Source organism: Bradyrhizobium manausense (assembly GCF_001440035.1).
In the GTDB taxonomy this organism is placed as follows: Bacteria; Pseudomonadota; Alphaproteobacteria; order Rhizobiales; family Xanthobacteraceae; genus Bradyrhizobium; species Bradyrhizobium manausense.
Map to the genome: position 1 here is coordinate 146,114 of NZ_LJYG01000099.1, position 24,836 is coordinate 170,949.

Sequence of the window (24,836 nt, forward strand, 5' to 3'; positions counted from 1 at the left end):
GCCGGCACAGCGGGTGTTTCAGCATCGCCAGCAGCGTCGGCGGCTCCAATCCCCTGGTCGCGGCCTCCGCCACAAGGCGCGCGAAGACGCCGGCTGCGGTCTCCATCAGCACGTCGCCGCCGGAATCATCGAAGGCGAGGTCCCAACGGGTCAGCGCCGCCATCACCCGCCGCGCCAGCGCGCGATCCGGCGTCACCAGTGCCGCCGATTTATCGAGATGCCGCGCCTCGCGCATCGCGATCGCAATGGCAAGCGCTTCCATCTCCGGATTGGGCGCCGCGACGACCGCGAGGTTCTTCATGCCGCCAGCGATCTTCGCGGCGACGTCAGGCTGCTTCAGCCGATCATGCCAGACCTCCGTCTTGGCGGATGGCCGCATCGATTCCGATGCGAGCAAGTCACGGCCGCTTTTCGCCGGCGGCTGCAGGATCTCGACATCGCTGCGCTTGATGCCGAAGCGCTGGAGCAGCGCATGCATCGCATATTGCGGATGGTTCGAGGTGGGAGTCTCGGTGATGCCCAGCAGGTCCCTGCTGCCGCCGATGCTGCGCCAGGCTTCCTCATCGAGATCGGTGTCGAGCCCCGGCAGCACCACGGCGCCATGGGGCAGCGAAGCGACGGCATGGAGGAATTTCGCAGTGGCCGGCATCGAGCCGGTCGAGCCTGCTGCGATCACAGGACCACGGGGATGCGCGGTCAGCCGCCTGGCTTCGGCCGCGATCAAGAGATCGCGCCGCGCGGCGGGCTCGATGCGGTTGATCTCGGCGAGATGTTGCGGCCAGGCGACGCGTGCGATGCGCAGGAAATCGAGCGAATGCTGCCAGTAGCGATCGAGCATGTCAGGCACGAGACCGTCGAGCGCGCTCCAGTCGACGCCGCGCGTCACCATGTCGTCGATCAGCCGCGCGAGGTCGCCGGCCAGCGCCAGGGTGGAAGCGGGGCCGCCGACCACCAGCGGCGCCAGCACCGGGCCCTTGGCCCAGGCGGCGACCAGCTGCGCCAGGGTCAGCCGCCGCTCGAGCTCGCCGAGCCGCGGCGGAATCTCGAGCGGCGTCGTGCCGGAAAACTGTTCGGCTTCGTCAGCGAAAGCGAGCTCGTCCTCGTCGATGTCGCCGAGCGCGACGATCCGCGGCAGCACCACGGCGTCGGCCTTCATCTCGTCGAGAAAGATCTCGCGGACCACGCGCATGGCGCGCCGCGTCGGCAGATAGAGCGTGGCGTCCGCCAGCCGCGCCGGTTCCTGGCGCGCCTCGAATCCCTCGACCAGCCGGCCGTCGAGCAGGGCAGAGACGATGGTGCGCAGGAACGGAACTGAGAGGGGGACGCTGAAAACGCGCATGAGCTGCCTGATTCGAACGATCAGGCAATATAGGGAGGCGGACTCGAATGGTCATGTGTGGGGGCGAAATCGTCCCCGCTGTTTGTGCACCAGGAACAGGTCTCGTAGGGTGGGCAAAGCGGAGCGTGCCCACGTATTCTCGCAATCGAGAGAGATGGTGGGCATGGCGCAAGGGCGCCTTTGCCCACCCCACGGCACCATGCCTGGAGTGGCCCCTACGCCACGCTCTCCAGAAACGCCTCTTCCGCGGCGTGCACCGCATCGGGCGTGCCGACATGCATCCAGACGCCGTCGAGGCGCAGGCCGAACAGGCGCTCCTGCTCACCCGCGCGGTCGAACATCCTTGTCAGCGAGAACTCGCCCTGCGGCGCGCCTTCGAAGATCTTCGGCGACAGGATCGCCGCGCCCGCATAGACGAACGGGACGATCTCCTTTTCCTTGCGCTTGCGTAAGGCGCCGTCGGGCAGCATGCCGTAATCGCCGCGGCCGCTATAGCCGATGCTGGTTGCGGTCGGCGCCATCAGCAGCAGGATGTCCATGCTGGCCGGGTCGAAGTTTTCCGCGAGCCGCGTCAAATTGGAGCGCACGCCGTCGATCCACAGCGTATCGGAATTGACGTGGAAGAACGGCCCATCGCCGAGCAACGGCAGCGCCTTGACCACGCCGCCGCCGGTGCCGAGCACCTGGTCGCGCTCGTCCGAGATGGTCACGCGCGGATGCTGGCGTGCCCTGGTGTGCTCGATGATCTGGTCGGGCAGGTAGTGCACGTTGACGACGGCGTCGGTGACGCCGGCCTGGGCAAGCTTGTCGAGCACGTGGTCGAGCAGCGGCTGACCGGCCACCGGCACCATCGGCTTTGGCATCGTGTCCGTCAGTGGACGCATGCGCAGGCCGAACCCCGCGGCGAGCACCATGGCTTTGGTCGGTTTGACGGACATGCCTGACTTTCTCGAACCTCAAATTCGCGTTTGCAGCAAACCTAGCACGGACCTGACACGGCCGCACCGCATCTCAACGGCCTTAGCCGGCCGCCGTGACGGTTGTGCGACGTGTGTTGCCGTCACGCCCCGACGGCTGTGGAACGCGCCTTTTTCCTCTTGTCGCCGACTTTCAGGAAAGTGACGCCGATCTGGTCGCCATTCACCCAGGCCAGTTCGCAGCGCCGGTACGCAAGTCCGGTCGACGACAGCAGCAGAAAGAATTCCTTCAGATGCAGGCCTTCGACCGAGCCGTCGATGGTCAGCTTGGCGCCGCTGTCGGAGACGTCCTCCATGATGCATTCACGCCGCCAGGTGCCGTCAATGCCCATCATCTGGGCCGAAATCCCGCGTTCGAAAACAACCCTGTTGTTCCCGCGATGATCCGCCTTGACCGCCATCTGCCTCAAGCTCCAGCCCCGTATTTGTCCGGCTGCCCGCGGGGCGATGATACCGGCGTGATGGCTAACAGCCGGTAAACCGGTTCCGGCTCAGGCTTCAGGCGGCCGTTGCGGCGGGGGGACGTTGGCGAGATACCAGTCGCGCAGATGCTCCAGCGCGGGATGCGCCAGCGAGCGCTGCAGATAGGTCCAGATCCGCGGCTGGTGGCGCAGATAATGCGGCTTGCCGTCGCGGCGGTTGAGCCGGGCGAAGGTGCCGAGCAGGCGTGTGTTGCGCTGCGCCGACATGATCGCATAGAGCTCGGCAAAGCTGGCGGCAGCGAAGCTCGCATCATCCTTGCGGCGCGCCTTGATGTAGCGCGACAGCAGCGTCAGCTCGAGGCTCTCGGGCACGTCGATGCGGGCGTCCTGAAGCAGCGACACCACGTCATAGGCGTGCGGCCCGAGCACGGTGTCCTGGAAGTCGATCACGCCGACGCGCGCCATGCCGGCACGGTCCGCCAGCCAGATCAGATTGGGCGAGTGGTAGTCGCGGATGATCCAGGTCTTTGGCGCGGCCATCGGCTTCTTCAGGAGCTCGCGCCACATCGCAAAGAATTCGGCGCGCTTCTCACGGCTCAGCGGCGCGTTGCGATCGGGCAGATACCATTCCGGCATCAAGCCGATCTCGATCAGCAGCGCGTCGGTGTCCCAGGCGGGAATGGTATAAGTCTGCCCGTCCAGCGGCAGCGTCTCCGGCATCCTCTTGCTGTGGAGCACGGCCAGCACATCGGTCGCGGCTTCATAGCGTTCGGCAATCGGCCGCGGCGGATTGCCTTCGATCACGCCTTCGCTGCCGAAATCCTCCGAGATCAGAAAGCCGTGCTCGAGATCGCAATGGTGGATTTTCGGCGCCGAGATACCTGCCGCGCGCAGGCCTTCGTCGATGGCGACGAACGGCTTGATGTTCTCGGCCAGATGCACCGCGGCGCTGTAGGATTTTCCGTTGTAGATCGCGGCACCATCGGGGCGCTGCGGGGAGTTCATCAGGATGACGGCGCGATCGTCGCGGATCAGGCGCGCATAGGAGCGGGTCGAGGCGTCGCCCGGCATGCGCTTGCGCGTCGCGGCGAGATAGCCCGAGGCGTCGAGGAATTCGCGCAGCGTCTTCAGTCGCGCAACAATGGCTGCGCTCTTGCCATGGCCGGTAATGTCGGCGGCGCGCGCAGTCGAGCCCAGCGCCGGGCGATGCGTCAGCGCGATGTCGATGCGGTCTTCAGGCATCGCCGACGGCGCACGCTCGGGCCATTCGATCAGCACCAGCGTCGCATCGGGGAGCGGCGACAGCCCGATCTCCTCGAGCTCGCTCTCGTCCTCGACGCGGTAGAGGTCGGCATGCATCACGGCAAAGGCCGGCAGCTCATAACCCTGCACCAGCGTGAAGGTCGGGCTCGGCACTTCCAGCTCGTCGTCGGCGGCGAGGTAACGGATCAGGCCGCGGGCCGCGGCCGTCTTGCCGGCGCCGAGATCGCCTGTCAGCGTGATGGTGTCGCCGGGTCCGACCAGCAGCGCGAGGTCGGCCATCAATTGCGCGGTCGCCGTCTCGTTGTGGAGCGCGACGGAGAGTTTGGTGGGTTCGCTCATTCGGCGGCGTCGCGATGCGCCGCCTGGTCGGTCGGGAAGTCGCAAGTGACGACCGTGCCCTTGCCGACGGCCGAATCCACCTGCACCTTGCCGCCATGCAGCTCGACGAAGGAGCGCACCAGCGACAGGCCGAGCCCGGCGCCGCGATGACGCGAGCCCTGCGAGCGGCTTTCGAACCAGTTGAACACCCTGTCCTTCATGTCGGCGGGTATTCCAGGTCCGGAATCTGTCACAATGAAGACGACGCTGCGCTCGGTGCGTCGCGCGCTGATCCCGACGGTGGAATCCTGCGGCGAGAAGCCGACGGCGTTGGCGAGGAGGTTATAGAGCACCTGCACCACGCGCTTCTCGTCGCCGATGAAGCTGCCGACATCGGGCGCGATCTCGACCTTGAGGCGGATGCGGTCGGTGGCGAGCCGGTCCTGGATACCCTCGGCGGCCAGCTCGATGGTCTTGCTGACGTCGACCGGGCCAAGCTCCAGCTTCATGGCGCCGGCGTCGATGGTGGCGAGATCGAGAATGTTGTTGGTCAGCGCCAAAAGCGCATTGGTCGATTTGGTGACGTAGTCGAGATATTCGGCCTGCTTCGGCGTCAGCGGCCCGGTCGAGGGATCGCTGAGGAAATGCGCGAAGCCGATGATGGTGGTGAGGGGGGAGCGCAGCTCGTAGGAGACGTGGTGGACGAAATCCACCTTCATCTGGTCGGCGGCCTCCAGCGCCTCGTTGCGCTCGCGCAGTGCGCGCTCGACATTCTCGGTGTCGGTGATGTCGAGGAAGGTCAGCATGGTCGCGCCGTCATGCAGCGGACGGATCATGCCGTCGAGCACGCTGCCGTCCTTGCGCTCCAGCTTGATCGGCACGTCGACGCGGTTCTCGATCGAGGTGATGGCCTCGCGGATCTGCCGCCACACCACGGGGTCGTCGAACAGCTGATGGCACCAGCCCTCGACGGTCTGGATATGCGGCTCCTCGCGCATGGCATCGTTGGAGAGCTTCCACATCCGCAGGAAAGCCGGATTGAACAGCTGCGCCTTGCCGTTGCTGCCGAACACGGCGACGCCCTCGGCGAGGCTGTCCAGCGTCTCGCGCTGCACCCGGATCATGCCGTCGAAGCGGCGGGCGAGCTCGAGGCTTTCGGTGACGTCGTCGAACAGATAGGTGACGCCGCCTTCGGGGTTCGGCGTGGTGACGACCGAGAGCGCGCGGCCGTCGGGCAGGTACCAGGTGTCCTTCGCGGCCTCGACCGCGCGATAGGCCTCGTGCAGCTTGGCCTTCCAGGCGCGGAAGTCAGGCTGCTCCTGCAATTTGCGCGCGGCGCGGAGCTGGTCGAGCACGCTGGAATCGTCGGGGTGGGCGTCGAGGAAATTGCGGTCGAGGTCCCACAGCCGCCGGTAGGAATCGTTGTAGAAGGCAAGGCGCCGCTGGCCGTCGAACACGGCAACGCCTGACGAGAGCTGGTCGAGCGTGCGGCGATGCGCCTCCGCCATCCGCACCAGCGCGGCGCTCAGGGCATCGGCTTCGCTCGCATCGATCGCGACACCGACACTGCCCTGGCCGACATTGACGGAGCGCACGTCGTACATGCGCCGCTCGCCGCCGATCACGATCGGCAGCCGCGAGGTGAACTGGGCGCTGTCCTTCAGGCTGCGCTCCATGGCGGTGCGGTCGGCGCTGTCGAGCAGCTCGAGCTTGCGGTGCTGGGCGTCCGCGATGCTGGTCGCTTCCGTCGCGCGCACATAGGCCGGGTTGGCGAAGGTCAACGCGCCGTTCTCGCCCTTGGCCCAGATCGGCCATGGCGCGGCGGCGGCGAAGCCGCGCAGCATCTCGGTCTCGTCCGAGAGCGCCTGGTAGCGCAGATGGGTCTCGGCGAGATCGCGCCGCAGGCCGGAGAGCTCGCGAATCCGGACGATGGCCTGGCCGCCGATGGCGCGGCCGATCGCTTCCAGCGTGCGGCCGTTGGCGGTGGTCAGCGTCAGCTGGAAGCCGTCGCCGCGTTCGCGCAAGCCGTCGACGGCGTGATCCATTTGCAGCGCCGGGTCCGGCGGCAGCCAGGTTCCAAAGGCGAGCACGCGCTGCGGCGACGAATCGCGCGGCAGCACCATGGAGATGTCGCCCGAGATCTGCGCGCGATCATCGCCGGCCGGCCACGAGATCAGGATCTGCGGCTCGGCGAACAGCAGCGCGCCGAAGCGGTCGGTCTGCAACTGAAGTTCCCGGATCCGTTCAAGCAGCGCCGCCTCGTTCTTGGCGGTGCGCACGCGCGTGCGCATCAAGAGGATCGCGGCCATGACCGAGAAGCCGAGCAGAGCCAGCGCGGTGGCCAGCACCGCGAGTTCCTGCCGGTTGAAATCCAGCAATATCGAGAGTGTGTCGACAAGGTCGGCGGCATCAGCCGGCTCAGCCGGCAGCAGCGCTGCGAGAGCGCCTCCCAACAGGCTGTTACGCACAAGCGAAGTGCATGACAGCAGCGTCCGACGCATCGACACGATCACGCCTGACATAGTTGCCCCAAGACCGCACGAATTGACCTCGCGGCGACCCCCGTCGCGCGCGAATCAAACGACAATACCCCCACCGCGACTCCACCGGTAAGAGTCCAGACCGTGAACGCAAACGCGGCCCCAAAAAAATGCGGGGCGTGGAGTTCCAGCCTCACGTAGATCTGCGGGTGATTCGGCTGGAGTTGTCGTGTGTTGGCGGCCAGATGAGATTGTTGCCCCGACTACCGCCCCGTCGAGCCAAACCCGCCGGCGCCGCGATCGGTCGGCGACAGCGTCGCAACCGGAACCAGCGCGGCCTGCACCACCGGCGCGATCACCATCTGTGCGATGCGCTCGCCGCGCTTGATCACGAATGGTGCCGGGCCGTGGTTGATCAGGATCACCTTGATCTCACCGCGATAGTCGGCATCGACAGTGCCGGGCGAATTCAGCACGGTGACGCCGTGCTTGGCCGCAAGGCCGGAGCGCGGCCGCACCTGCGCCTCGTGCCCAGGCGGCAGGGCAATCGCAAGGCCCGTCGGCACCAGCGCATATTGGCCCGGCGTGAGCGTCATCGGCTCGCCCTCCGCCACCGCCGCCATCAGATCGAGGCCGGCGGCCTCCGCGCTCTGGTAGGCCGGCAGCGCCAGACCGTCCGCGTGGGGCAGGCGCTGCAGTTCGACCGTGACTTTGCTGCTCAAGATGCCGGCTCCAGTGATTTGTCGGTCACGCTTTTGACGATATGCGCGACCAGTTCGGTAGCGACCTGTTCCTTGGTCATGACAGGCCAGGAATCAACTGTGATCTCGCCGTTATCAGCAGCATTCTTGCTGATCAGGTGCACGGTGTTGCGGTCGCCGCCCATCACGCCTGATGAGGGCGAGACGTCGTTGGCGACGATCCAGTCGCAGCCCTTGCGCGCGAGTTTTGACTTCGCGTTGTCGATGAGATGCTCGGTCTCGGCGGCGAAGCCGATCACCAGCGGCGGGCGCTTGTCGGTCAGCTTCGAGATGGTGGCGAGGATGTCGGGGTTCTCGACCAGCTGCAGCGGCGGCATGCCGGCCGAAGTCTTCTTCAGCTTCTGCTCGCCTTCGACGGCAACACGCCAGTCGGCGACGGCGGCGGCGAAGATCGCGATGTCGGCAGGAAGCGCCGCCTGCACCTGGTCCAGCATCTGCCGCGCCGATTCCACATGCTTGACGGTGACGCCGGCGGGATCGTCGAGATCGACCGGACCGCTCACCAGGACCACCTCGGCGCCCGCGGCCTGCGCCGCGGCGGCGATGGCAAATCCCTGCTTGCCGGAAGAGCGATTGGCAATATAGCGCACCGGATCGATCGGCTCATGCGTGGGCCCTGCGGTGATCAGTACGCGCTTGCCCGCGAGCGGCCGCGGCACCGGCGGCCGCAGCAATTTCTCCGCGGCATTGGCGATCTCGATCGCCTCGGACATGCGCCCCATTCCGGCTTCACCAGCTTCCGCCATCTCGCCGGAATTGGGGCCGATCAGCAGCACGCCGTCACGCTGCAGCTGCGCGACGTTGCGGCGGGTCGCGGCGTTGCTCCACATCAGTGGATTCATCGCCGGCGCCAGCAGGATCTTTCTTGAGGTCGCGAGCAGGATGGCGCTGGCGAGATCGTCGGCATGGCCGTTCGCCATCTTTGCCATCAGGTCGGCGGTAGCAGGCGCCACCACGATCAGATCGCAGTCGCGGGCGAGGCGGATATGACCGGCGTCGAACTCGCTCTGGGGATCGAACAAATCATTGTAGACGCGCTCATGGGAGAGGGCGCTGACCGAGAGCGGGGTGACGAATTGCTCGGCGGCCTTGGTCAGCACGCAGCGGACCTCGATGCGCCGCTCCTTCAGCCGGCGGATCAGGTCGAGCGACTTGTAGGCCGCGATGCCGCCGCCGATGATCAGGGTGACGCTGGCCTCAGGGACGGCACTGGAGCGCTGGGGCGCCGGCGCCGGGGATGCCTCGGGCGGCGCCGAGAACGGCGTCAGCGGCTCCTCGCGGCCCTCGATCAGCTCCCGCAGGATGACCCGGACCTCCTCCTCGACCGAGCGGTGGTTCCTGGCCGAGCGCAGCCGCAAATAGGTTTTGACGGTGTCGTCGAGCTTACGGATGGTCAGGCTTGCCATGACGCTCTCCAGCACGGAATGATAGCGATGCTATCATTTTCGTGATTGCAGTGCAATCAAGCTTTTGGCGTCACAGATTCCGGACGGCGATCAGGATGCCGATGAAGGTCACGGCGATGATCCAGACGGCCACGGTGCGCCAGCGGTTCTTGCGGCCCTCGCTGCGGCCCATGGCGGCGATGCTCTCCGGCGACAGATGCAGGCCTTCCCGGGTCATGGTCTCGAGCTGCTCCAGCACCGCGACCGAGCGCTGGGCGATATCAGGCAGGCGCATCAGCACCTTGGCGAGATCGCCGCCGCCAGCGAGCGCGCCCTGGACCCGTCCGATCGGTCCGAGATTGCGCTCGATCCATTCGCGCACCACGGGGTCAGCGACCTTCCAGATATCGAGCTTGGGATCGAAAACGCGCGCCACGCCCTCGACCACGACCATGGTCTTCTGCAGCAGGATCAATTCGGGCCGCGTCGTCATGTCGAACAGGCCGGTAACCTCGAGCAGCAGCGTGAGCAGCCGCGCCATCGAGATTTCCTCGGCGGTGCGGTTGTGGATCGGCTCGCCGATGGCGCGGATGGCCTGCGCAAAATTCTCGACCGAATGGTGCGAGGGCACGTAGCCGGCCTCGAAATGCACTTCGGCGACGCGGCGATAATCGCGGGTGATGAAGCCGAGCAGGATCTCGGCGAGGAAGCGCCGCTCCTTCATGCCGAGCCGGCCCATGATGCCGAAATCGACCGCGACCAGACGGCCGGCGTCATCGAGGAACAGATTGCCCGGATGCATGTCGGCGTGGAAGAAGCCGTCGCGCAGCGCATGGCGCAGAAAACTCTGGATCACCTTGCGGCCGAGATCGGGCAGGTCGACCTGCGCCTCCGCAAGGCGCTTGTGATCGTTCAGCGCGATGCCGTCGATCCACTCCATCGTCAGCACGTTGTGCGTGGTGCGGTCCCAGTCGACGGCGGGCACGCGGAAATCAGGATCTCCTTCCGTATTCTCCGCCATCTCCGACAGCGCAGCCGCTTCCAGCCGCAGGTCCATCTCCATCGCGACCGAGCGCGACATGGTGTTGATGACTTCGACCAGGCGCAGGCGCCGTGCCTCCGCCGAATAGGCCTCGGCCTTGTGTGCCACGTAGAAGAAATCGGAGAGGTCGCGGCGGAAGCGCGCCGCCACGTTGGGCCTGAGCACCTTGATCGCGACGGGTTTGCGGATGCCGTCGCGCAAGACCTCGCCGCGATGCACCTGCGCGATCGAGGCGGCCGCGACCGGCGGTCCGAAGCTTGCGAACACATCCGTCAGCGGCCGTTCCAGCGAGGTGGTGATCGCAGCTTCCGCTTCGGCTTGCGAGAACGGCGGCAGGCGGTCCTGCAGGCTTTCGAGGTCGCGCGCCATGTTGAAGCCGACGACGTCGGGGCGCGTCGCCAGGAATTGGCCGAGCTTGAGATAGGCCGGGCCCATTCGTGTCAGCGCGCGCGAGATCCGCGGTCCCTGCTTGGCGCCGCGGCGTTCGACGAGCCGCGCCAGCTTCAGCGCCAGCTGTCCGGGCGCAGGCACCAGGCTCGGGTCGACGGCGCCGAACACGCCCTCGCGCGCAAACACGAACGCGGCGCGGATCAGGCGCGTGATGTGGGTGATGGCAGAGATCACAAACGCCAGCCCGAATGCAGTGCGACGATGCCGCCGGTCAGGGTCTGCCAGCTCACGCGGGAAAAGCCGGCCTCGCGGATCATGGCGGCGAAGGCGGCAGGCCTCGGAAACTTGCGGATCGATTCGACCAGATACTGGTAGGACTCGGCATCGCCCGTGACCATGCGTCCGAGCGGCGGGATCACCTTGAACGAGAACAGATCATAGAGCTTGTCGAGACCGGGCACCTCGACGGTGGAGAATTCCAGGCACAGGAAGCGGCTGCCGGGCTTCAGCACGCGATAGGCCTCGCGCAGCGCCTTGTCGATTTGCGGCACGTTGCGGATGCCGAAAGCGATCGTATATGCGTCAAAGCTGCGGTCGGCGAAGGAGAGCGCTTCGGCATTGCCCTCGACGAAATCGACCTGGCCCTCGAGATGGCGCTTGGCCGCACGCTCGCGGCCCACGGCGAGCATGTCGGAATTGATGTCGCAGACGGTGGCGTGGAAGCCGGGGCCCGCCGCCTTGGCAGCCCGGAACGAGATGTCGCCGGTGCCGCCGGCCACGTCGAGCAACGCGAACGGCCGGTCGCCGCGGGGCGGGTCGAGCGTGTTGATCATGATGTCCTTCCAGACCCGGTGCAGGCCACCGGACATCAAATCGTTCATCAAGTCATAGCGCGACGCCACGCTGTGAAACACATCGTTCACCAGCGTCTGCTTGTCCCCCAGGGGAACGTCTTTGAAGCCAAAATGCGTGGTTTCGCCCGGCCGATCCATTACTCTACTCCGTGGAGCGGACCATAGCCCGCCCGCCGCAATGGCGCTATCACACCGCCTTCATAAGGTGAATGCCTGACCATGCCTGAATTGCCCGAAGTCGAGACCGTCCGCCGCGGCCTTCAGCCCGTCATGGAGGGTGCGAAAATCGTCGTCGCGGAGGCCCGCCGGCCGGATTTGCGCTTTCCGTTCCAGCCCGATTTCGTGGCCCGGCTGCAGGGACAGATCGTGACGGGGCTCGGCCGCCGTGCAAAATATCTCATGGCCGATCTCGGCTCCGGCGACGTGCTGCTGATGCATCTGGGCATGTCGGGCTCGTTCCGCGTCATCAAGCCCGACAACGAGGCTGTATCAGGCGAATTTCACTATCCCAAGGGCAAGGACTCCGCGCATGATCACGTGCTGTTTCGGATGTCCTCGGGCGCCGACATCATCTTCAACGATCCCAGGCGCTTCGGTTACATGAAAGTGATTGCGCGCCATGCGCTCGAGGACGAGCCGCTGCTGCGCGGCCTCGGTCCCGAGCCGCTCGGCAACGAGTTCGACGCCGCGATGCTGGCGCGCGCCTGCCAGGACAAGACCACCAGCCTGAAGGCCGCGTTGCTCGACCAGCGCGTGGTGGCAGGGCTCGGCAACATCTATGTCTGCGAAGCGCTGCACCGGGCGCACCTGTCGCCACGACGGATCGCCGCGACGCTGTCGACCAAGTCCGGACAACGCAAGGGCGTTGCCGGGGGTGAGCCGACGGATCACGCCAAGCGCCTGGTCGCTGCCATCCACACCGTGCTGAACGACGCCATCAAGGCCGGCGGCTCGTCACTGCGCGATCATCGCCAGACCTCGGGCGAGCTCGGCTATTTCCAGCACTCCTTCAAGGTTTATGACCGCGAAGGCGAGACATGCACCGCGCCGCGCTGCGGCGGCACGATCAGGCGCTTCACCCAGAACGGCCGCTCGACCTTCTGGTGTCCGAAATGTCAGAAGTGACTTAGCTTCGTAGCCCGGATGGAGCGAAGCGTAATCCGGGACCTTTGCGCGACAGATGCAGATGCCCCGGATTGCGCTTCGCTCCATCCGGGCTACGAAAGCTCGCGCGCGGCTATTTAGCCCGACAGGTCAAATGCCTGCGCTCCGTCACCGGTTCGCCATGACCGGAAGCGGTTCTACTGTGCATGGGGTTGTTTTCGAGATTTGTTCGAGGACACATTCGCCCGCGCCAAAAGCGACCGAAGCAGCCCGGCCGGGCTGGTGGCCGGATTGCATCGTCGCTTGGGTTCATTCATCGGATGGCGACGAGCCCGCCCGCGCCTGGAGCGATCGCCCCGCTCAGGACGCCAGAACTGTGGTCTCGCCCGCAGACAGCCCGCTGGCTGCATGCAGCACTTCGTGGACCGCCGACAGGACCTGATCGATCAGGAGATTGCCGGCGGAGAGCTCGAGGCGGGTCTCGATCCAGCGCCAGAGGCCGCGGACCTCCTCGGTCGACTTGCCGCTCGGCGCGAACTCGCTGACGGCAAGGCCCGAGGCGAGCGAGTCCTGGTGGTCGTTGCGCATCACGATCAGCGGACGGGCGAGCACGTCAGCGAGATCGAGCGCGGCTTCCTCGGCGAGCGCGTTGGCCGCGTTGTCGATGCGCTGGCCGCGGATCGGCGTCTGGTTCAAGACGAAGCTGTAGGGCCGCTTCCAGGCGCGGGCGACGCTGACGGTGGAGGCGGTCGCCTCGATGTCGGCGACGCTCGGGCGGGCCGGGATCAGGCAGAGGTCGGAATAGCGGATCGCGGCGGTGGTCGCGGCGGACAGGCCGGCTGCGGTGTCGACGATCGCGAGCTGGAGACCGCTGTCGGCCAGCATCTTCAGTCGCGGCGCGAAATCGGCGGCGTGATAGATCGGCTCGACCACGACATCGTGGTTGTTGCGGCGGCGCGACCAGTTGGAGAGGGTGCCCTGCGGGTCGGTCTCGATCAGGCGAACGGTGAAGCCGGCCTGCTTGGCGGCCAGCGCGAGGCCGATGGCGAGGGTGCTCTTGCCACTGCCACCCTTTTGGGTGGCGAGTACGATCGTGTGCATGGAGAGTTGAATCCTTTGGAGTGCCTGGGTCTTGGGATCACGCCACGCGAACGTGCATCGTTTTTTCGATGCTGAGCTCTTCTCGCTCAGGACGTGCCCTGCCCGATCCAAAGGGACCGCGGATGTCCGAATCAACGGTAGCGATGATGGCAGAATCAGGAATGCCAGCTAATCCGTACCATTACTGGACCCGTCATCCCGCGTGTGATGTGCTCGGTATCGCGAACAGGAAGGACATCAGGCATGGGCGGAAACTGGCGCGACCGGACGGCAACGAGCTTTGAATGCCAGAAGATGCCGGCGGTCTCGAGCCGCGGCATGGTTGTGAGCAACCACCCGCTGGCGTCCAGCGCCGGAGCCGAGATGCTGGCCGCCGGCGGCAACGCTGTCGATGCTGCCATAGCCACGCTGTTCACGCTGACCGTGGTCGAGCCGATGATGGTCGGCATCATCGGCGGCGGCATGGCGCATATTCGTCTCGCCGACGGCAGCCACCGCGTCATCGATGGACAGAGCACCGTGCCCGCTTCGGTGCACGACACCACCTACACCTCGAAGCCGGGCTCGGCCCACGACGTGTTCGACACCGTCGGCAATGAGAACCTCAACGGTCCAAAGGCGGTCGCGACGCCAGGCTCGCTGAAAGCCTGGTGCGAGACGCTGCAACGGTTCGGCACCATGTCGCTTGCCGACGTCATGCAGCCCGCGATCAAGCATGCCGCCCGTGGCTATGCGGTCACGCCATATTTGCATGAATGCATCAGCGAGAGCGCGGCCACGATGCGCAAGGACAAGCCGATCGCGGCGATCTATTTGCCCGGTGGCGAGCCGCTCAAGGTCGGCGAGCGCGTGGTGCAATCAGAATATGCCGAGACGCTCCGCACCATCGCCGATCACGGCGAGAAGGCTCTTTACGAGGGACCGCTCGGCGACATCCTCGTCGACTACATGGAGAAATCAGGCGGCTTCATCCGCCGCAACGATCTCACCAATTACAAAACCGTCGAGCGGCANCCGCGCCGACTATCGCGGCTGGACCATTTTGGGCCCGCCGCCACCCGCGGCCTCCGGCGTGCACATCGCGCAGATGTTGAATATTCTTGAAGGCTACGACATCGGCCGCCTCGGCTTCGGCACGTCGGAGACGATTCACTACCTCGCCGAGGTTCTCAAGATCGCCTTCGCCGATCGCGCCGCGGCCAGCGGGGATCCTGATTATGTCGGCGTGCCCGTGGAGAAGCTGACCTCGAAGGCCTATGCCGAGGAGCGCCGTCGCACCATCGATCCGGCGCGCGCGCAGGCCTTTGGCGCCGGCGTGACCCAGCTCGAAAGCGCGCACACCACGCATATGACGGCGGCGGACAGCTTTGGCAATGTCGTCGCGACCACGCAGACCATCAACAATCTGTTCGGCGCCAAGATCATGATCCCGGGTCTGGGGGCCATCGCCAACAACTACATGAACCTGTTCGATCCGCGGCCGGGCCATGCCCTGTCGCTTGCGCCGGGCAAGCGCGTGACGACCTCGATGTCGCCGATGATGGCGCTGCGTGAGGGCAAGCTGCGCTATGCGCTCGGCCTGCCCGGCGGCAAGCGCATCTTTCCGAGCGCGATGCAGGCACTGGTCAACCTGATCGACCACGGCATGAGCTTGCAGGAAGCGGTCGAAGCGCCGCGGGTCTGGACCGAAGGCAACGCGCTCGAGGTTGAGCACGCCGTGCCGGAGATCGTGCGCGCGAAACTCGCCTCGCTCGGTCACAAGGTCCAGCCGGTCGCAACCGTCGCTGGCGGCATGAACGGCATCGCCTTCCACGACGACGGCACCATGACCGGCGCCGCCTGCTGGCGCGCAGACGGCACGCCGGTCGGGATCTCCGGCGGGCTCGCGAAGGCGGGGATCAGGTTCAGGCTGAGTTGAGCGTTATTTCCGTACGCAGATCACGCGCACGACGGCGGCTTTCGCATCGGTCGACGTGCCGTTCGCCGGGACGGCGTTCGCCTTCAGGAAATCGCGCACCGTCTCCGCAGAGACCATCACCGCTTGTGACGCCGGCATCGAGGTCGCGGGACCCGCAACCATCGCCGGCTTCAACAAGGCAACACCGACGAACTTGCCCTCGCCGTCGATGGCCGCGCCGCCGGAGAAGCCGACCGCGGGCGGAGGCGACAGCGCGGAGTCGCTGCTGGTCACCGGCGTCAGCGCGCCCTTGACGCTCGACACGCCGGCCGCGCCGCCCTGGCTCTGCGGATCGGCGATGCCGACGACGTCGACACTCGTCTTCGCCACGCCGCCGGTCAGGCTGAGCGGCTTCAATCCGCGCGCGCCATAGATGTGCAGCAGCGCGAGATCGTGATCCTTGTCCTCGGCGAGGCGGTCGGCACTGCCATAGCCGCCGATCGTAATGGCAAGGCAGGCATCGGTGACGAGACGGTCCGCCAGAATCGCGCCGCCGTCGCTGACGACGATACCCGTGCCGTACTCGACGGTCTTGCGCGGCGGCGGCCCGGCTTGCGGCCCCGACGGAAACGCATTGAACGCGCTCGACATCGCGATCACGACCGGCTCGACCGTGTTCTCCATCGCTTGGTCATACAGGATCGTCATGATGCGGACCTCGTCGCCCTTGAACGTGCCGCGCACGTAAAACTTCTTCAGGCCCTGCAACCCTGAAAGCACGAAGAAGTCGGGCTTCACCACGGTGTAGTCGACCTTACGCCCGGCCGGCTCCTTCTTCTCGGTTTCAGCAAGTTTTGCGGTGGTCGGATTCGCCTCCTTGCGGCGGTTCAGCAGCACCTGCACCGTGCCGGTCGGCGAGCTCCATTTCGAGCCGTTGGCGTCGGTCGCCTGATTGGGCACCAGCTTGGAGGGAATGCCGAGCCGCGCGCCGCTGGTCATCTCCGTCACGATCTTCCAGCCGACGCCGTCCTGCTTGCGCCGTGCGGTCTCGGCCAGCGCGGCGCGCTCCTGCGGATTGAGCACGCCGGTCGGCTTGCCGCCCTTGGCCTTCTGGTACTCCTTGATGGCGTCAACCATGCGCGAGCTGACGTCGCCGGTGATGGCGCCGTTATATTGGCCGACCCAGGCAAGGTCGGACTGCAGCGCCAACCGCTCGGCCTGCGCCATCGCGTCGGCGGTTTCCGAGGGTGTTTGCAGGGCGGGCGGCTTGATCGGAACGGTCTGGACCACCTTCGGCTTGGTGCCGGGGATCGGGGGCGTTGTCATCTGGGCGCCGGCGCCTGTGGCGGACGCCAACATCAGTGTTGCCGCAAGCATCGATCTCATGACAAATCCAGCCAGCCCATTGAACGCGCTGCCATTGAAGCACATCTCGTTGGTCGCGAACAATGTTGGGCTGGTTCAGGAGTAAGAGACGGTGCTGAGCCCGGACGAACTCGAACGCTATGCCCGCCATATCGTGCTGCGCGATGTCGGCGGTCCCGGCCAGGCCGCGCTGAAGCGGGCCTCCGTGCTGGTGATCGGCGCCGGCGGGCTCGGCGCGCCGGCGCTGATGTATCTGGCCGCCGCCGGCGTCGGCACGCTCGGCGTGGTCGATGACGACGTGGTGTCGCTGTCAAATCTCCAGCGCCAGGTCATCCACACCACGCCCGACATCGGCCGGCACAAGGTCGAGAGCGCGGCTGAGCGGATCGCCGAACTCAATCCGCATGTTCGCTTCGTCGGCCACGCCACCTGGCTCAATGCCGACAATGCGCTCTCGCTGATCGGCGATTACGATCTCGTGCTCGATGGTTCCGACAATTTCTCGACGCGCTATCTGGCCTCCGACGCCTGCTTCTTCGCCAAGCGGCCGCTGATCACCGCGGCGCTGGGCACCTTCGACGGCTCGCTCACCACGATCCGCGCGCATGAGACCAACGAGCAGGGCGAATTCAATCCGACCTATCGCTGCCTGTTTCCGGAGCCGCCGCCGCCCGGCACCGTGCCGGCCTGCGCCGAGGCCGGCGTCATGGGCGCGCTCGCGGGCGTGATGGGCTCGATGATGGCGCTGGAGGCGATCCGCGAGATCGTCGGTTTCGGCGAGGGCCTCGTCGGCCGCCTTCTGATGATCGATGCGCGTGCGATGCGCTTCGAGACGCTGCGCTATGCGCGCGATCCCGCCAATCCGCTCAACGGCGATGGGCCCGTGTTCGAGGATCTCAGCGTGCACCGCGAGTGAGCGCGATCGGTTGCGAGCTCACAGCATGCTCGGCAGCACGCGATCCGGCGGCTTGTGGGCGTCGAGGAAGGTGCGGATGTTGATGATCACCTTCTCGCCCATCTCGACGCGGCCCTCGATCGTGGCCGAGCCCATATGCGGCATCAGGATCACCTTGCCGGCCTTCGCAAGCCGCACCAGCTTCGGGTTGACTGCGGGCTCGTGCTCATAGACGTCGAGAGCGGCGCCGCCGATCTCGCCGCCTTCGATCAGCTTGATCAGCGTGTCTTCGTCGGTGACTTCGCCGCGCGCGGTGTTGACGATGTAGGCGTCCTTGCGGATCAGCTTCAGCCGTCGCGCCGACAACAGATGATAGGTCGCCGGCGTATGCGGACAGTTCACCGAGATGATGTCCATCCGCGCCAGCATCTGGTCGAGGCTCTCCCAATAGGTCGCGCCAAGCTCTTCGGCGATCTTCGGCGCGACGGGACGGCGGTTGTGATAGTGGATCTGCAGGCCAAAGGCGCGGGCACGGCGCGCGACCGCCTGGCCGATGCGGCCCATGCCGATGATGCCGAGGCGCTTGCCGCCGATGCGGTGGCCCAGCATCCAGGTCGGCGACCAGCCGGCCCAGGGCTTTCCTTCCGTCAGCACCGAGGCGCCTTCGATCATCCGGCGCGGCACGGCCAGGATCAGCGCCATGGTCATGTCGGCGGTGTCTTCGGTCAGCACCTTCGGCGTGTTCGTCACGGTGATGCCGCGGGCATGCGCGGCCTCGACATCGATATTGTCGACGCCGTTGCCGAAATTGGCGATCAGCTTCAGCTTGCAGTCGGGCTGGTTGACGATGTCGGCGCTGATGTGATCGGTGACTGTTGGAACCAAGATGTCGGCGGTGCGCGCGGCTTCGGCGAGCCGCTCGGCCGACATCGGCGTGTCGTCGAGATTGATGCGTGCGTCGAACAGTTCGCGCATCCGGGTCTCGATCGAGTCCGGCAGCTTGCGCGTCACGACGACGAGGGGCTTTTTCTTCACCGACATGTCCTGCCCTCATGAGGCGTTGCAGGCCGCCTTTGTCGCCAAAGGCCGGCTGTTGAGGCCTCATTAACCCGGTTGTTCGACACTGGCTTTGCCGTGTCGTCCCCGGCGTTTCCTTCAAGCTTTCCCGAGATTTCCGGCCGGAAAATCGGGGCAAACTGGTTGTTCAAGCGTCCGTCCTCTCTAGCAGAAGGCCGGGCCAAGACAAGTTGGCATCGGGAACACCCGCGTGGGGCGGGAGAGGGGCGTTGCGGGGCAGGTTTTGGAATTTGGGGTGAGGACCCGGTTCAGCCGGGTCTTCGACAGGAGACGGTTGATGGCGTTGGGGCGTTTTTGTTCGGTGATGGCGCTCGTTTGCACCTGGTGGAGCGCCTCGGTCGGGCCCTCGCACTCGGCCAAGGACACCACGCCGCAGACCGCCAGCGGCCTGCCGGTGCCGCGCTACGTCAGCCTCAAATCGGATCACGTCAACGTCCGCGCCGGCCCGACCAAGGACAATGATGTGGCCTGGGTCTACACCCGTGCCGGCCTGCCGGTCGAAATCACCGCCGAGTTCGAGAACTGGCGCCGGGTGCGCGATTCCGAAGGCGCCGAGGGCTGGGTCTATCACTCCCTGCTGTCGGGACGCCGCACTGCGGTGGTCACCATGAAGAACAAGGACGAGCTCGCGCCGATCTATGACCGCGCCGATCCCGACAGCGCGGTGGCCGCAAAGCTCCAGGCCGGCGTCGTGGCGACGGTGAAAAAATGCACCACCAGCTGGTGCCACGTCACCGGCAACGGCTTTGACGGCTGGATCCAGCAGGAGCGCCTCTGGGGCGTCTATGCCGACGAGCAGGTGAATTGACGCCGCAGGCGTCATCCCGTGATGGCGCGAAGCGCCAGACCCGGGATCTCGAGATTCCCAGGTGCGCAAGTGCGCACCATAGTTCGGTGCTGCGCACCGCCCCGGAATGACGAGCTGAAAGGAAATGGCCGGGACAAGCCCGGCCATGACGATCTAACTGGCAGTTGAAGAGCGCTTCAGCGCTTCTTGCGCAGGCGCACGACCATGTCGATGCGCGCGATCTCGTAGCCCTCCGGCACCTCCGGCATCTTGGAAAGCGCCAGATGCGGATCCTCGATATCGACCAGCTCGTGGCTGTTCTCGAGGTAGTAATGGTGGTGGGTGGTGACGTTGGTGTCGAAATAGGTCTTGGTGCCGTCGACGCTGACCTGGCGCAGCAAGCCGGCATCGGTCAGCTGGTTCAGCGTGTTGTAGACGGTCGCGAGCGAGACCGGAACCTTGGCCAGCGTCGCTTCCTCATAGAGCATTTCAGCCGTGAGATGGCGCGCGCCCTTGCCGAACAGCAGCCAGCCGAGCGCCATACGCTGACGCGTCGGGCGCAGACCGGCAGATTGGAGCATTTCGTTGACGTCGTGCCAGGGGCAGCCGGTCAGGGCCGGCTGGCGGCCGGACAGAAGGGCCGCATGGGCATCTTCGTCGTGACGGATCGCGTTATTTTCGCTCATTTCCAGAATTCGGGCACGCGTGAACACTATCTGTCTGCAATATATGGACAGATAGATGCAGATGCAAGTTTCTCGCAACTAGACTGGTTCTAATCAGGGAGGAACCGGCCCGAAGCTCCGTCATTTTACCTTCATGGGACGGCTTTGCTACCCGAAAAGGCCTGTGTTAGAGAGCGCGCGGTTCCGCCCAACCGATTTTGGCGCGGCCAGGCATTGGGGCCCGGCCCGCGGCCGATCCGGCTCTCGGTATTGGCGCCTGAGGACGGCAATCGGTGTTGCCGTCCGAGCAGGACGGGGCCCATTTTTGCCAGAAACGCCGCTCAATCGGGGTTCAAACAGAGGCTTCCGCATGCTGAACAGGCGCAACGGTTACGAATACGAAGATTTGCTGGCATGTGCCCGCGGTGAGATGTTCGGCCCGGGCAATGCGCAATTGCCGCTGCCGCCGATGCTGATGTTCGACCGCATCACGGAAATTAACGACAATGGCGGCGAATTCGGCAAGGGCCTGGTGCGCGCCGAGCTCGACGTGAAGGCCGACCTCTGGTTCTTCGGTTGCCACTTCAAGAACGATCCGGTGATGCCGGGATGCCTCGGACTCGATGCGCTGTGGCAAATGGTCGGCTTTTATCTGGGCTGGATCGGTGGCGAAGGTCGCGGCCGTGCGCTTGGCCTCAGCGAATTGAAGTTCGGCGGCCAGGTGCTGCCCGAGGCCCGCAAGGTTGTGTACAATGTCGATATCAAGCGCGTGATGCGTTCAAAGCTGGTGCTCGGCATTGCCGACGGATGGCTTTCGGTCGACGACCAGATTATTTATCGCGCCAAGGACCTGAAGGTCGGCCTGTTCAAGCAGGGCACGAGCCTGGGCTAAGCACATCACCAAGAAGACAACGATTTAGGCGAGGCTGTCATGAGGCGGGTTGTGGTCACCGGGATGGGTATCGTCTCGTCGATCGGAAACAACACCCAGGAAGTGCTTGCAAGCCTTCACGAGGCGAAGTCGGGCATTTCGCGGGCCGAGAAATATGCCGAGCTCGGTTTCCGCTCGCAGGTGCAAGGTGCGCCCACGCTCGATCCTTCGACGGTCGTCGATCGCCGTGCGATGCGTTTCCTCGGCCAGGGTGCCGCGTGGAATCACATCGCAATGGAGCAGGCGATCCAGGACTCCGGTCTGTCGCCGGACGAAGTCTCCAACATTCGCACCGGTATCATCATGGGCTCCGGCGGTCCGTCCGCCCGCACCATCGTCGAAGCCGCCGACATCACCCGCAGCAAGGGACCGAAGCGCGTCGGTCCGTTTGCGGTGCCGAAGGCGATGTCGTCCACGGCGTCGGCAACGCTTGCGACCTGGTTCAAGATCAAGGGCGTGAACTATTCGATCTCCTCGGCCTGCGCGACGTCGAACCATTGCGTCGGCAATGCCTATGAGACGATCCAGATCGGCAAGCAGGACGTCATCTTCGCCGGCGGCTGCGAGGAGCTCGACTGGTCGTTGTCGGTGCTGTTCGACGCCATGGGTGCGATGTCCTCGAAGTACAACGACACGCCCGCCACCGCCTCGCGTCCCTATGACGTCAACCGCGATGGCTTCGTCATCGCCGGCGGCGCCGGTGTGCTGGTGCTGGAAGAGCTCGAGCACGCCAAGGCGCGCGGCGCGCGGATCTACGGCGAGATCGTCGGTTATGGCGCGACCTCGGACGGCTACGACATGGTCGCGCCGTCGGGTGAAGGTGCCGAGCGCTGCATGCGCATGGCGATGTCGACGGTGAAGACCAAGGTCGACTACATCAACCCGCACGCGACCTCCACGCCGGCCGGCGACCCGCCGGAAATCGACGCGCTCCGTCGCGTGTTCGGCGCCGGCGAGAAGTGCCCGCCGATCTCGGCGACCAAGGCGCTGACCGGCCACTCGCTGGGCGCGACCGGCGTGCAGGAGGCGATCTATTCGCTGCTGATGATGAACAACGGCTTCATCTGCGAGAGCGCGCACATCCAGGAGCTCGATCCCGTGTTTGCCGACATGCCGATCGTGCGCAAGCGCATCGACAACGTCAAAATCGGCACCGTGCTGTCGAACTCGTTCGGCTTCGGCGGCACCAACGCCACGCTGGTGTTCAGCCGCATGGACGTGTGACGGTGCACGCTGTCATGCCCCGCAGTGCGCAATTGCGCACGGGAGCGGGGCATCCGGTACGCCGCGGCTTCTCGATTTCTCACGACGGTCTCTGGAATACTGGATCGCCCGCCCCAGTGCGCAAGCGCGCACGAGGCGGGCGATGACCCCGAATATTGGAGTTAGGAAGCAATGGAAGGTTTGATGAAAGGCAAGCGCGGTCTGATCATGGGCATCGCCAATGATCATTCGATCGCCTGGGGCATGGCGAAGACGCTGCATGCCCACGGCGCCGAGCTCGCCTTCACCTTCCAAGGCGAAGCTTTGGGCAAGCGCGTCAAGCCGCTCGCGGAGTCCCTCGGCGTGGAGCTGGTGCTGCCTTGCGACGTCGAGGACATCGCCAGCGTCGATGCGACCTTCGCCGCGCTCCGCGGAAAATGGGGCAAGCTCGATTTCGTCATCCACGCCATCGGCTTCGCCGACAAGAACGAGCTGAAGGGCCGCTATGCCGACACCAGCCGCGAGAATTTTTCGCGGACCATGGTGATCTCCTGCTTCTCCTTCACGGAGGTTGCAAAGCGCGCGGCCGAACTGATGACGGACGGCGGCAGCATGCTGACGCTGACCTTCGGCGCTTCCGAGCGATCGATGCCGAACTACAACGTGATGGGCGTCGCCAAGGCGGCGCTGGAAGCCTCGGTGCGCTATCTCGCCTCCGACTTCGGACCGCGCGGCATCCGCGTCAACGCGATCTCCGCCGGCCCCATCCGTACGCTCGCCGGCTCCGGCATCGGCGAGGCGCGCGCGATGTTTGCATTCATGCAAAAGCATTCGCCACTTCGTCGCGGCGTCACGCTCGACGAGCTCGGCGGCTCGGCGCTATATCTGCTGTCTGATCTCTCCGGCGGCGTGACCGGCGAGATCCACTATGTCGATAGTGGCTATAACATCGTGCTGATGCCAAGGCCGGATGATCTGAAGGCGCCGGAATAGGTGCCGTAGTGCCGTAGGGTGGGCAAAGGAGCGTCAGCGACGTGCCCACGATCTTTCAATCATCGCAACCAAGTGGTGGGCACGCTTCGCTTTGCCCACCCTACGAGACTGTGAATCTTTTGTACCGCGTGTCGGGCGAATGTGATTCTCTAGGCAGACTGATCTGCTGGAGAGGATGATGGCTGACGAGGGACTTTTTGGCGAATTGCCGGATCAGTCGGCGCCACGAACCGAAGCGGTGCCGCGGGGTGCACCTCGGCTGCGCGAGCCCGTGCGCAATCAGGTCGAATTGCGGGCGGTCGATATCGACAGCCTGATCGGGCAGGATCATCTGGCCCGGGTGATCTGGGCTTATGTCGAGGGGCTCGACCTGAGCGAGCTGGAAGATCGGGTTAAGGCACGGGAAAACAGGCCGGGCCATCCGGCGCCATCACCCCGGCTGCTGCTGGCGCTTTGGCTGTACGCCACGAGCGATGGCGTTGGCAGCGCGCGGGCGTTGGATCGGCTCTGCGACAGTCACGACGTCTACCGCTGGCTCTGCGGCGGCGTGTCTTTGAACTATCACACACTGTCGGATTTCCGGGTCGGCTGCGCGGACCTGCTGGACCGTTTGCTGGTCGAACATCTGGTGGCTCTGAATGAGGCAGGGCTGATTGATCTGGAGAAGCTGACCCAGGACGGGGTGCGGATACGGGCGAATGCGGGGGCCGGCTCGTTCCGGCGGGAGGCAACGCTCGGCCGGCAGATGGCCCAAGCGAAGGCTGTGGTGGAAGAGCTCAAGCGCGAGGTCGATGCGGATCCGGAAGCCAGCAGCCGGCGTATCAGGGCGGCCAGAGAGCGCGCGGCACGCGAACGCAGTGAGCGGGTGCAGGCTGCGCAGAGGGCTTTGGACGAGATCAAGCGGAAGCGCAAGCAACTCGACGAAAAAGGCGGCAATGGCAAAAAGCCGAAGGAGCCCCGGGCCTCCACCACCGACCCGCAGGCAAGGGTGATGAAGATGGCAGATGCCGGCTTCCGCCCCGCCTACAATGTGCAGGTGGCCAGCGCGGCCGGCGAACTGATCGTGGTCACGGTCGACATCGACAACAACGGATCAGATCGCGGCTTGATGCGGCCGATGCTGGAGCGAACGCGCACTCGGCTGAAGCGCTTGCCGCGTCGCTACCTCGCCGATGGCGGGTTCTGCAGCGGCGAGGACATCGAATGGGCGCACGGTGAAGGCGTCGAGGTCTACTGTCCTCCGCCCAACTCCAGGAGCGGTGTCGATCCCTTTTTACCTCGGAGCAGCGACGGTCCTGGCGTCGCGGCCTGGCGGGCCCGCATGGCCAGCGAAGCCGGCAAGGCACAGTACAAAGCCCGCACGATCTGCGAATGCATCCATGCCCGGTGGCGGAACTGGGACCTCAGGCAATTGACCGTGCGCGGCATCGAGAAGGTCCGTGCCGTCGTGCTCTGGTACGCCCTCACCAACAACATCCTGCAAGGACACCAACTGGCAAAAGCATAGACAGCACAGCCATCCCCCGGCGGTTCGACATCGACGGCCCCCGACATCAGCGCGGGCGCTACCCACTCTTTAATATCGAA

At 65.4% G+C, this 24,836-nt stretch carries 21 protein-coding genes and 1 pseudogene; 9 read left to right on the forward strand and 13 right to left on the reverse strand.

Annotated features, from left to right (window positions below):
- The 9 genes from addB to ubiE all read right to left on the reverse strand — a co-directional run.
- Nucleotides 1–1,339: double-strand break repair protein AddB (gene addB, locus AOQ71_RS48395; protein ID WP_245317101.1), on the reverse strand; the 1,339-nt coding region annotated here is incomplete at its 3' end.
- 215 nt (nucleotides 1,340–1,554) lie between these two features.
- Nucleotides 1,555–2,277, reverse strand: a complete 723-nt coding sequence (locus tag AOQ71_RS24700; RefSeq protein WP_057752310.1) for a nucleotidyltransferase family protein — start codon at nucleotides 2,275–2,277, stop codon at nucleotides 1,555–1,557.
- 122 nt (nucleotides 2,278–2,399) lie between these two features.
- Entirely contained in the window at nucleotides 2,400–2,717 is a 318-nt protein-coding gene (locus AOQ71_RS24705; RefSeq protein WP_057752314.1) for a PilZ domain-containing protein, read from the reverse strand.
- Between the two features lie 90 nt (nucleotides 2,718–2,807).
- Nucleotides 2,808–4,340, reverse strand: coding sequence for a tRNA (adenosine(37)-N6)-threonylcarbamoyltransferase complex ATPase subunit type 1 TsaE (tsaE, locus tag AOQ71_RS24710; RefSeq protein WP_057752317.1), 1,533 nt, complete (start codon nucleotides 4,338–4,340; stop codon nucleotides 2,808–2,810).
- A complete protein-coding gene (locus AOQ71_RS24715) occupies nucleotides 4,337–6,841 on the reverse strand; it encodes a PAS domain-containing sensor histidine kinase (protein WP_057752320.1) in 2,505 nt (834 codons plus the stop codon). The genes tsaE and AOQ71_RS24715 overlap by 4 nt, the downstream gene beginning before the upstream one ends.
- 221 nt (nucleotides 6,842–7,062) lie before the next feature.
- Nucleotides 7,063–7,521, reverse strand: coding sequence for a dUTP diphosphatase (gene dut, locus AOQ71_RS24720; RefSeq protein ID WP_057752323.1), 459 nt, complete (start codon nucleotides 7,519–7,521; stop codon nucleotides 7,063–7,065).
- The gene (gene coaBC, locus AOQ71_RS24725) at nucleotides 7,518–8,966 is read right to left on the reverse strand and encodes a bifunctional phosphopantothenoylcysteine decarboxylase/phosphopantothenate--cysteine ligase CoaBC (protein WP_057752326.1); all 1,449 of its coding nucleotides are present in this window, start codon (nucleotides 8,964–8,966) and stop codon (nucleotides 7,518–7,520) included. Before coaBC ends, dut begins: the two co-directional genes overlap by 4 nt.
- Nucleotides 8,967–9,036: 70 nt before the next feature.
- On the reverse strand, nucleotides 9,037–10,611 hold the full coding sequence (ubiB, locus tag AOQ71_RS24730) for a 2-polyprenylphenol 6-hydroxylase (RefSeq protein ID WP_057752329.1): 1,575 nt from the start codon (nucleotides 10,609–10,611) through the stop codon (nucleotides 9,037–9,039).
- A complete protein-coding gene (gene ubiE / locus AOQ71_RS24735) occupies nucleotides 10,608–11,369 on the reverse strand; it encodes a bifunctional demethylmenaquinone methyltransferase/2-methoxy-6-polyprenyl-1,4-benzoquinol methylase UbiE (RefSeq protein WP_057752332.1) in 762 nt (253 codons plus the stop codon). The genes ubiB and ubiE overlap by 4 nt, the downstream gene beginning before the upstream one ends.
- Nucleotides 11,370–11,450: 81 nt before the next feature.
- On the opposite strand from ubiE, the gene mutM reads away from it, so the two are divergent.
- A complete protein-coding gene (gene mutM, locus AOQ71_RS24740; RefSeq protein WP_057752335.1) occupies nucleotides 11,451–12,356 on the forward strand; it encodes a bifunctional DNA-formamidopyrimidine glycosylase/DNA-(apurinic or apyrimidinic site) lyase in 906 nt (301 codons plus the stop codon).
- 339 nt (nucleotides 12,357–12,695) lie between these two features.
- Here mutM and AOQ71_RS24745 read toward each other — a convergent pair whose 3' ends face one another.
- Nucleotides 12,696–13,436, reverse strand: coding sequence for a ParA family protein (locus AOQ71_RS24745; protein ID WP_057752338.1), 741 nt, complete (start codon nucleotides 13,434–13,436; stop codon nucleotides 12,696–12,698).
- Between the two features lie 243 nt (nucleotides 13,437–13,679).
- On the opposite strand from AOQ71_RS24745, the gene AOQ71_RS48400 reads away from it, so the two are divergent.
- Both AOQ71_RS48400 and AOQ71_RS48405 read left to right on the forward strand, forming a co-directional pair.
- On the forward strand, nucleotides 13,680–14,449 hold a 770-nt coding region (locus tag AOQ71_RS48400), incomplete at its 3' end, for a gamma-glutamyltransferase (RefSeq protein WP_245317098.1).
- A 1-nt stretch (nucleotide 14,450) separates the two neighbouring features.
- Nucleotides 14,451–15,354: pseudogene (locus AOQ71_RS48405) on the forward strand (gamma-glutamyltransferase family protein); the annotation flags it as partial.
- Between the two features lie 3 nt (nucleotides 15,355–15,357).
- Here the strand turns inward: AOQ71_RS48405 and AOQ71_RS24755 are convergent.
- Nucleotides 15,358–16,719 (reverse strand): serine protease, encoded by a 1,362-nt coding sequence (locus AOQ71_RS24755; protein ID WP_057752380.1) that lies wholly within the window; start codon nucleotides 16,717–16,719, stop codon nucleotides 15,358–15,360.
- A gap of 91 nt (nucleotides 16,720–16,810) precedes the next feature.
- On the opposite strand from AOQ71_RS24755, the gene AOQ71_RS24760 reads away from it, so the two are divergent.
- Nucleotides 16,811–17,614, forward strand: coding sequence for a HesA/MoeB/ThiF family protein (locus AOQ71_RS24760; RefSeq protein WP_057752341.1), 804 nt, complete (start codon nucleotides 16,811–16,813; stop codon nucleotides 17,612–17,614).
- A gap of 18 nt (nucleotides 17,615–17,632) precedes the next feature.
- Here AOQ71_RS24760 and AOQ71_RS24765 read toward each other — a convergent pair whose 3' ends face one another.
- On the reverse strand, nucleotides 17,633–18,634 hold the full coding sequence (locus tag AOQ71_RS24765; protein ID WP_057752344.1) for a 2-hydroxyacid dehydrogenase: 1,002 nt from the start codon (nucleotides 18,632–18,634) through the stop codon (nucleotides 17,633–17,635).
- Between the two features lie 313 nt (nucleotides 18,635–18,947).
- Between AOQ71_RS24765 and AOQ71_RS24770 the strand changes: the two genes are divergently transcribed.
- Nucleotides 18,948–19,478: an SH3 domain-containing protein gene (locus tag AOQ71_RS24770; protein ID WP_057752347.1), complete on the forward strand. Its 531-nt coding sequence runs from the start codon at nucleotides 18,948–18,950 to the stop codon at nucleotides 19,476–19,478.
- 176 nt (nucleotides 19,479–19,654) lie between these two features.
- Here the strand turns inward: AOQ71_RS24770 and irrA are convergent, their stop codons facing one another.
- The gene (gene irrA / locus AOQ71_RS24775) at nucleotides 19,655–20,143 is read right to left on the reverse strand and encodes an iron response transcriptional regulator IrrA (protein ID WP_057752350.1); all 489 of its coding nucleotides are present in this window, start codon (nucleotides 20,141–20,143) and stop codon (nucleotides 19,655–19,657) included.
- A gap of 349 nt (nucleotides 20,144–20,492) precedes the next feature.
- On the opposite strand from irrA, the gene fabA reads away from it, so the two are divergent.
- The 4 genes from fabA (at nucleotide 20,493) to AOQ71_RS24795 (ending at nucleotide 24,756) form a co-directional block, all read left to right on the forward strand.
- The gene (gene fabA, locus AOQ71_RS24780) at nucleotides 20,493–21,014 is read left to right on the forward strand and encodes a bifunctional 3-hydroxydecanoyl-ACP dehydratase/trans-2-decenoyl-ACP isomerase (protein ID WP_057752353.1); all 522 of its coding nucleotides are present in this window, start codon (nucleotides 20,493–20,495) and stop codon (nucleotides 21,012–21,014) included.
- 39 nt (nucleotides 21,015–21,053) lie between these two features.
- On the forward strand, nucleotides 21,054–22,277 hold the full coding sequence (gene fabB / locus AOQ71_RS24785) for a beta-ketoacyl-ACP synthase I (protein ID WP_057752357.1): 1,224 nt from the start codon (nucleotides 21,054–21,056) through the stop codon (nucleotides 22,275–22,277).
- 171 nt (nucleotides 22,278–22,448) lie between these two features.
- The gene (gene fabI / locus AOQ71_RS24790) at nucleotides 22,449–23,249 is read left to right on the forward strand and encodes an enoyl-ACP reductase FabI (RefSeq protein ID WP_057752359.1); all 801 of its coding nucleotides are present in this window, start codon (nucleotides 22,449–22,451) and stop codon (nucleotides 23,247–23,249) included.
- A gap of 175 nt (nucleotides 23,250–23,424) precedes the next feature.
- Nucleotides 23,425–24,756: an IS1182 family transposase gene (locus AOQ71_RS24795; protein ID WP_057742559.1), complete on the forward strand. Its 1,332-nt coding sequence runs from the start codon at nucleotides 23,425–23,427 to the stop codon at nucleotides 24,754–24,756.
- The last annotated feature ends 80 nt before the right edge of the window (nucleotides 24,757–24,836 follow it).

Coding starts and splice junctions, on each gene's coding strand:
- AOQ71_RS24700 (WP_057752310.1), bottom strand. CDS start 2,277: ATGTCCGTCAAACCGACCAAAGCCATGGTGCTCGCCGCGGGGTTCGGC.
- AOQ71_RS24705 (WP_057752314.1), bottom strand. CDS start 2,717: ATGGCGGTCAAGGCGGATCATCGCGGGAACAACAGGGTTGTTTTCGAA.
- tsaE (WP_057752317.1), bottom strand. CDS start 4,340: ATGAGCGAACCCACCAAACTCTCCGTCGCGCTCCACAACGAGACGGCG.
- AOQ71_RS24715 (WP_057752320.1), bottom strand. CDS start 6,841: ATGTCAGGCGTGATCGTGTCGATGCGTCGGACGCTGCTGTCATGCACT.
- coaBC (WP_057752326.1), bottom strand. CDS start 8,966: ATGGCAAGCCTGACCATCCGTAAGCTCGACGACACCGTCAAAACCTAT.
- ubiE (WP_057752332.1), bottom strand. CDS start 11,369: ATGGATCGGCCGGGCGAAACCACGCATTTTGGCTTCAAAGACGTTCCC.
- mutM (WP_057752335.1), top strand. CDS start 11,451: ATGCCTGAATTGCCCGAAGTCGAGACCGTCCGCCGCGGCCTTCAGCCC.
- AOQ71_RS24745 (WP_057752338.1), bottom strand. CDS start 13,436: ATGCACACGATCGTACTCGCCACCCAAAAGGGTGGCAGTGGCAAGAGC.
- AOQ71_RS24755 (WP_057752380.1), bottom strand. CDS start 16,719: ATGAGATCGATGCTTGCGGCAACACTGATGTTGGCGTCCGCCACAGGC.
- AOQ71_RS24765 (WP_057752344.1), bottom strand. CDS start 18,634: ATGTCGGTGAAGAAAAAGCCCCTCGTCGTCGTGACGCGCAAGCTGCCG.
- AOQ71_RS24770 (WP_057752347.1), top strand. CDS start 18,948: ATGGCGTTGGGGCGTTTTTGTTCGGTGATGGCGCTCGTTTGCACCTGG.
- irrA (WP_057752350.1), bottom strand. CDS start 20,143: ATGAGCGAAAATAACGCGATCCGTCACGACGAAGATGCCCATGCGGCC.
- fabA (WP_057752353.1), top strand. CDS start 20,493: ATGCTGAACAGGCGCAACGGTTACGAATACGAAGATTTGCTGGCATGT.
- fabB (WP_057752357.1), top strand. CDS start 21,054: ATGAGGCGGGTTGTGGTCACCGGGATGGGTATCGTCTCGTCGATCGGA.
- fabI (WP_057752359.1), top strand. CDS start 22,449: ATGGAAGGTTTGATGAAAGGCAAGCGCGGTCTGATCATGGGCATCGCC.
- AOQ71_RS24795 (WP_057742559.1), top strand. CDS start 23,425: ATGATGGCTGACGAGGGACTTTTTGGCGAATTGCCGGATCAGTCGGCG.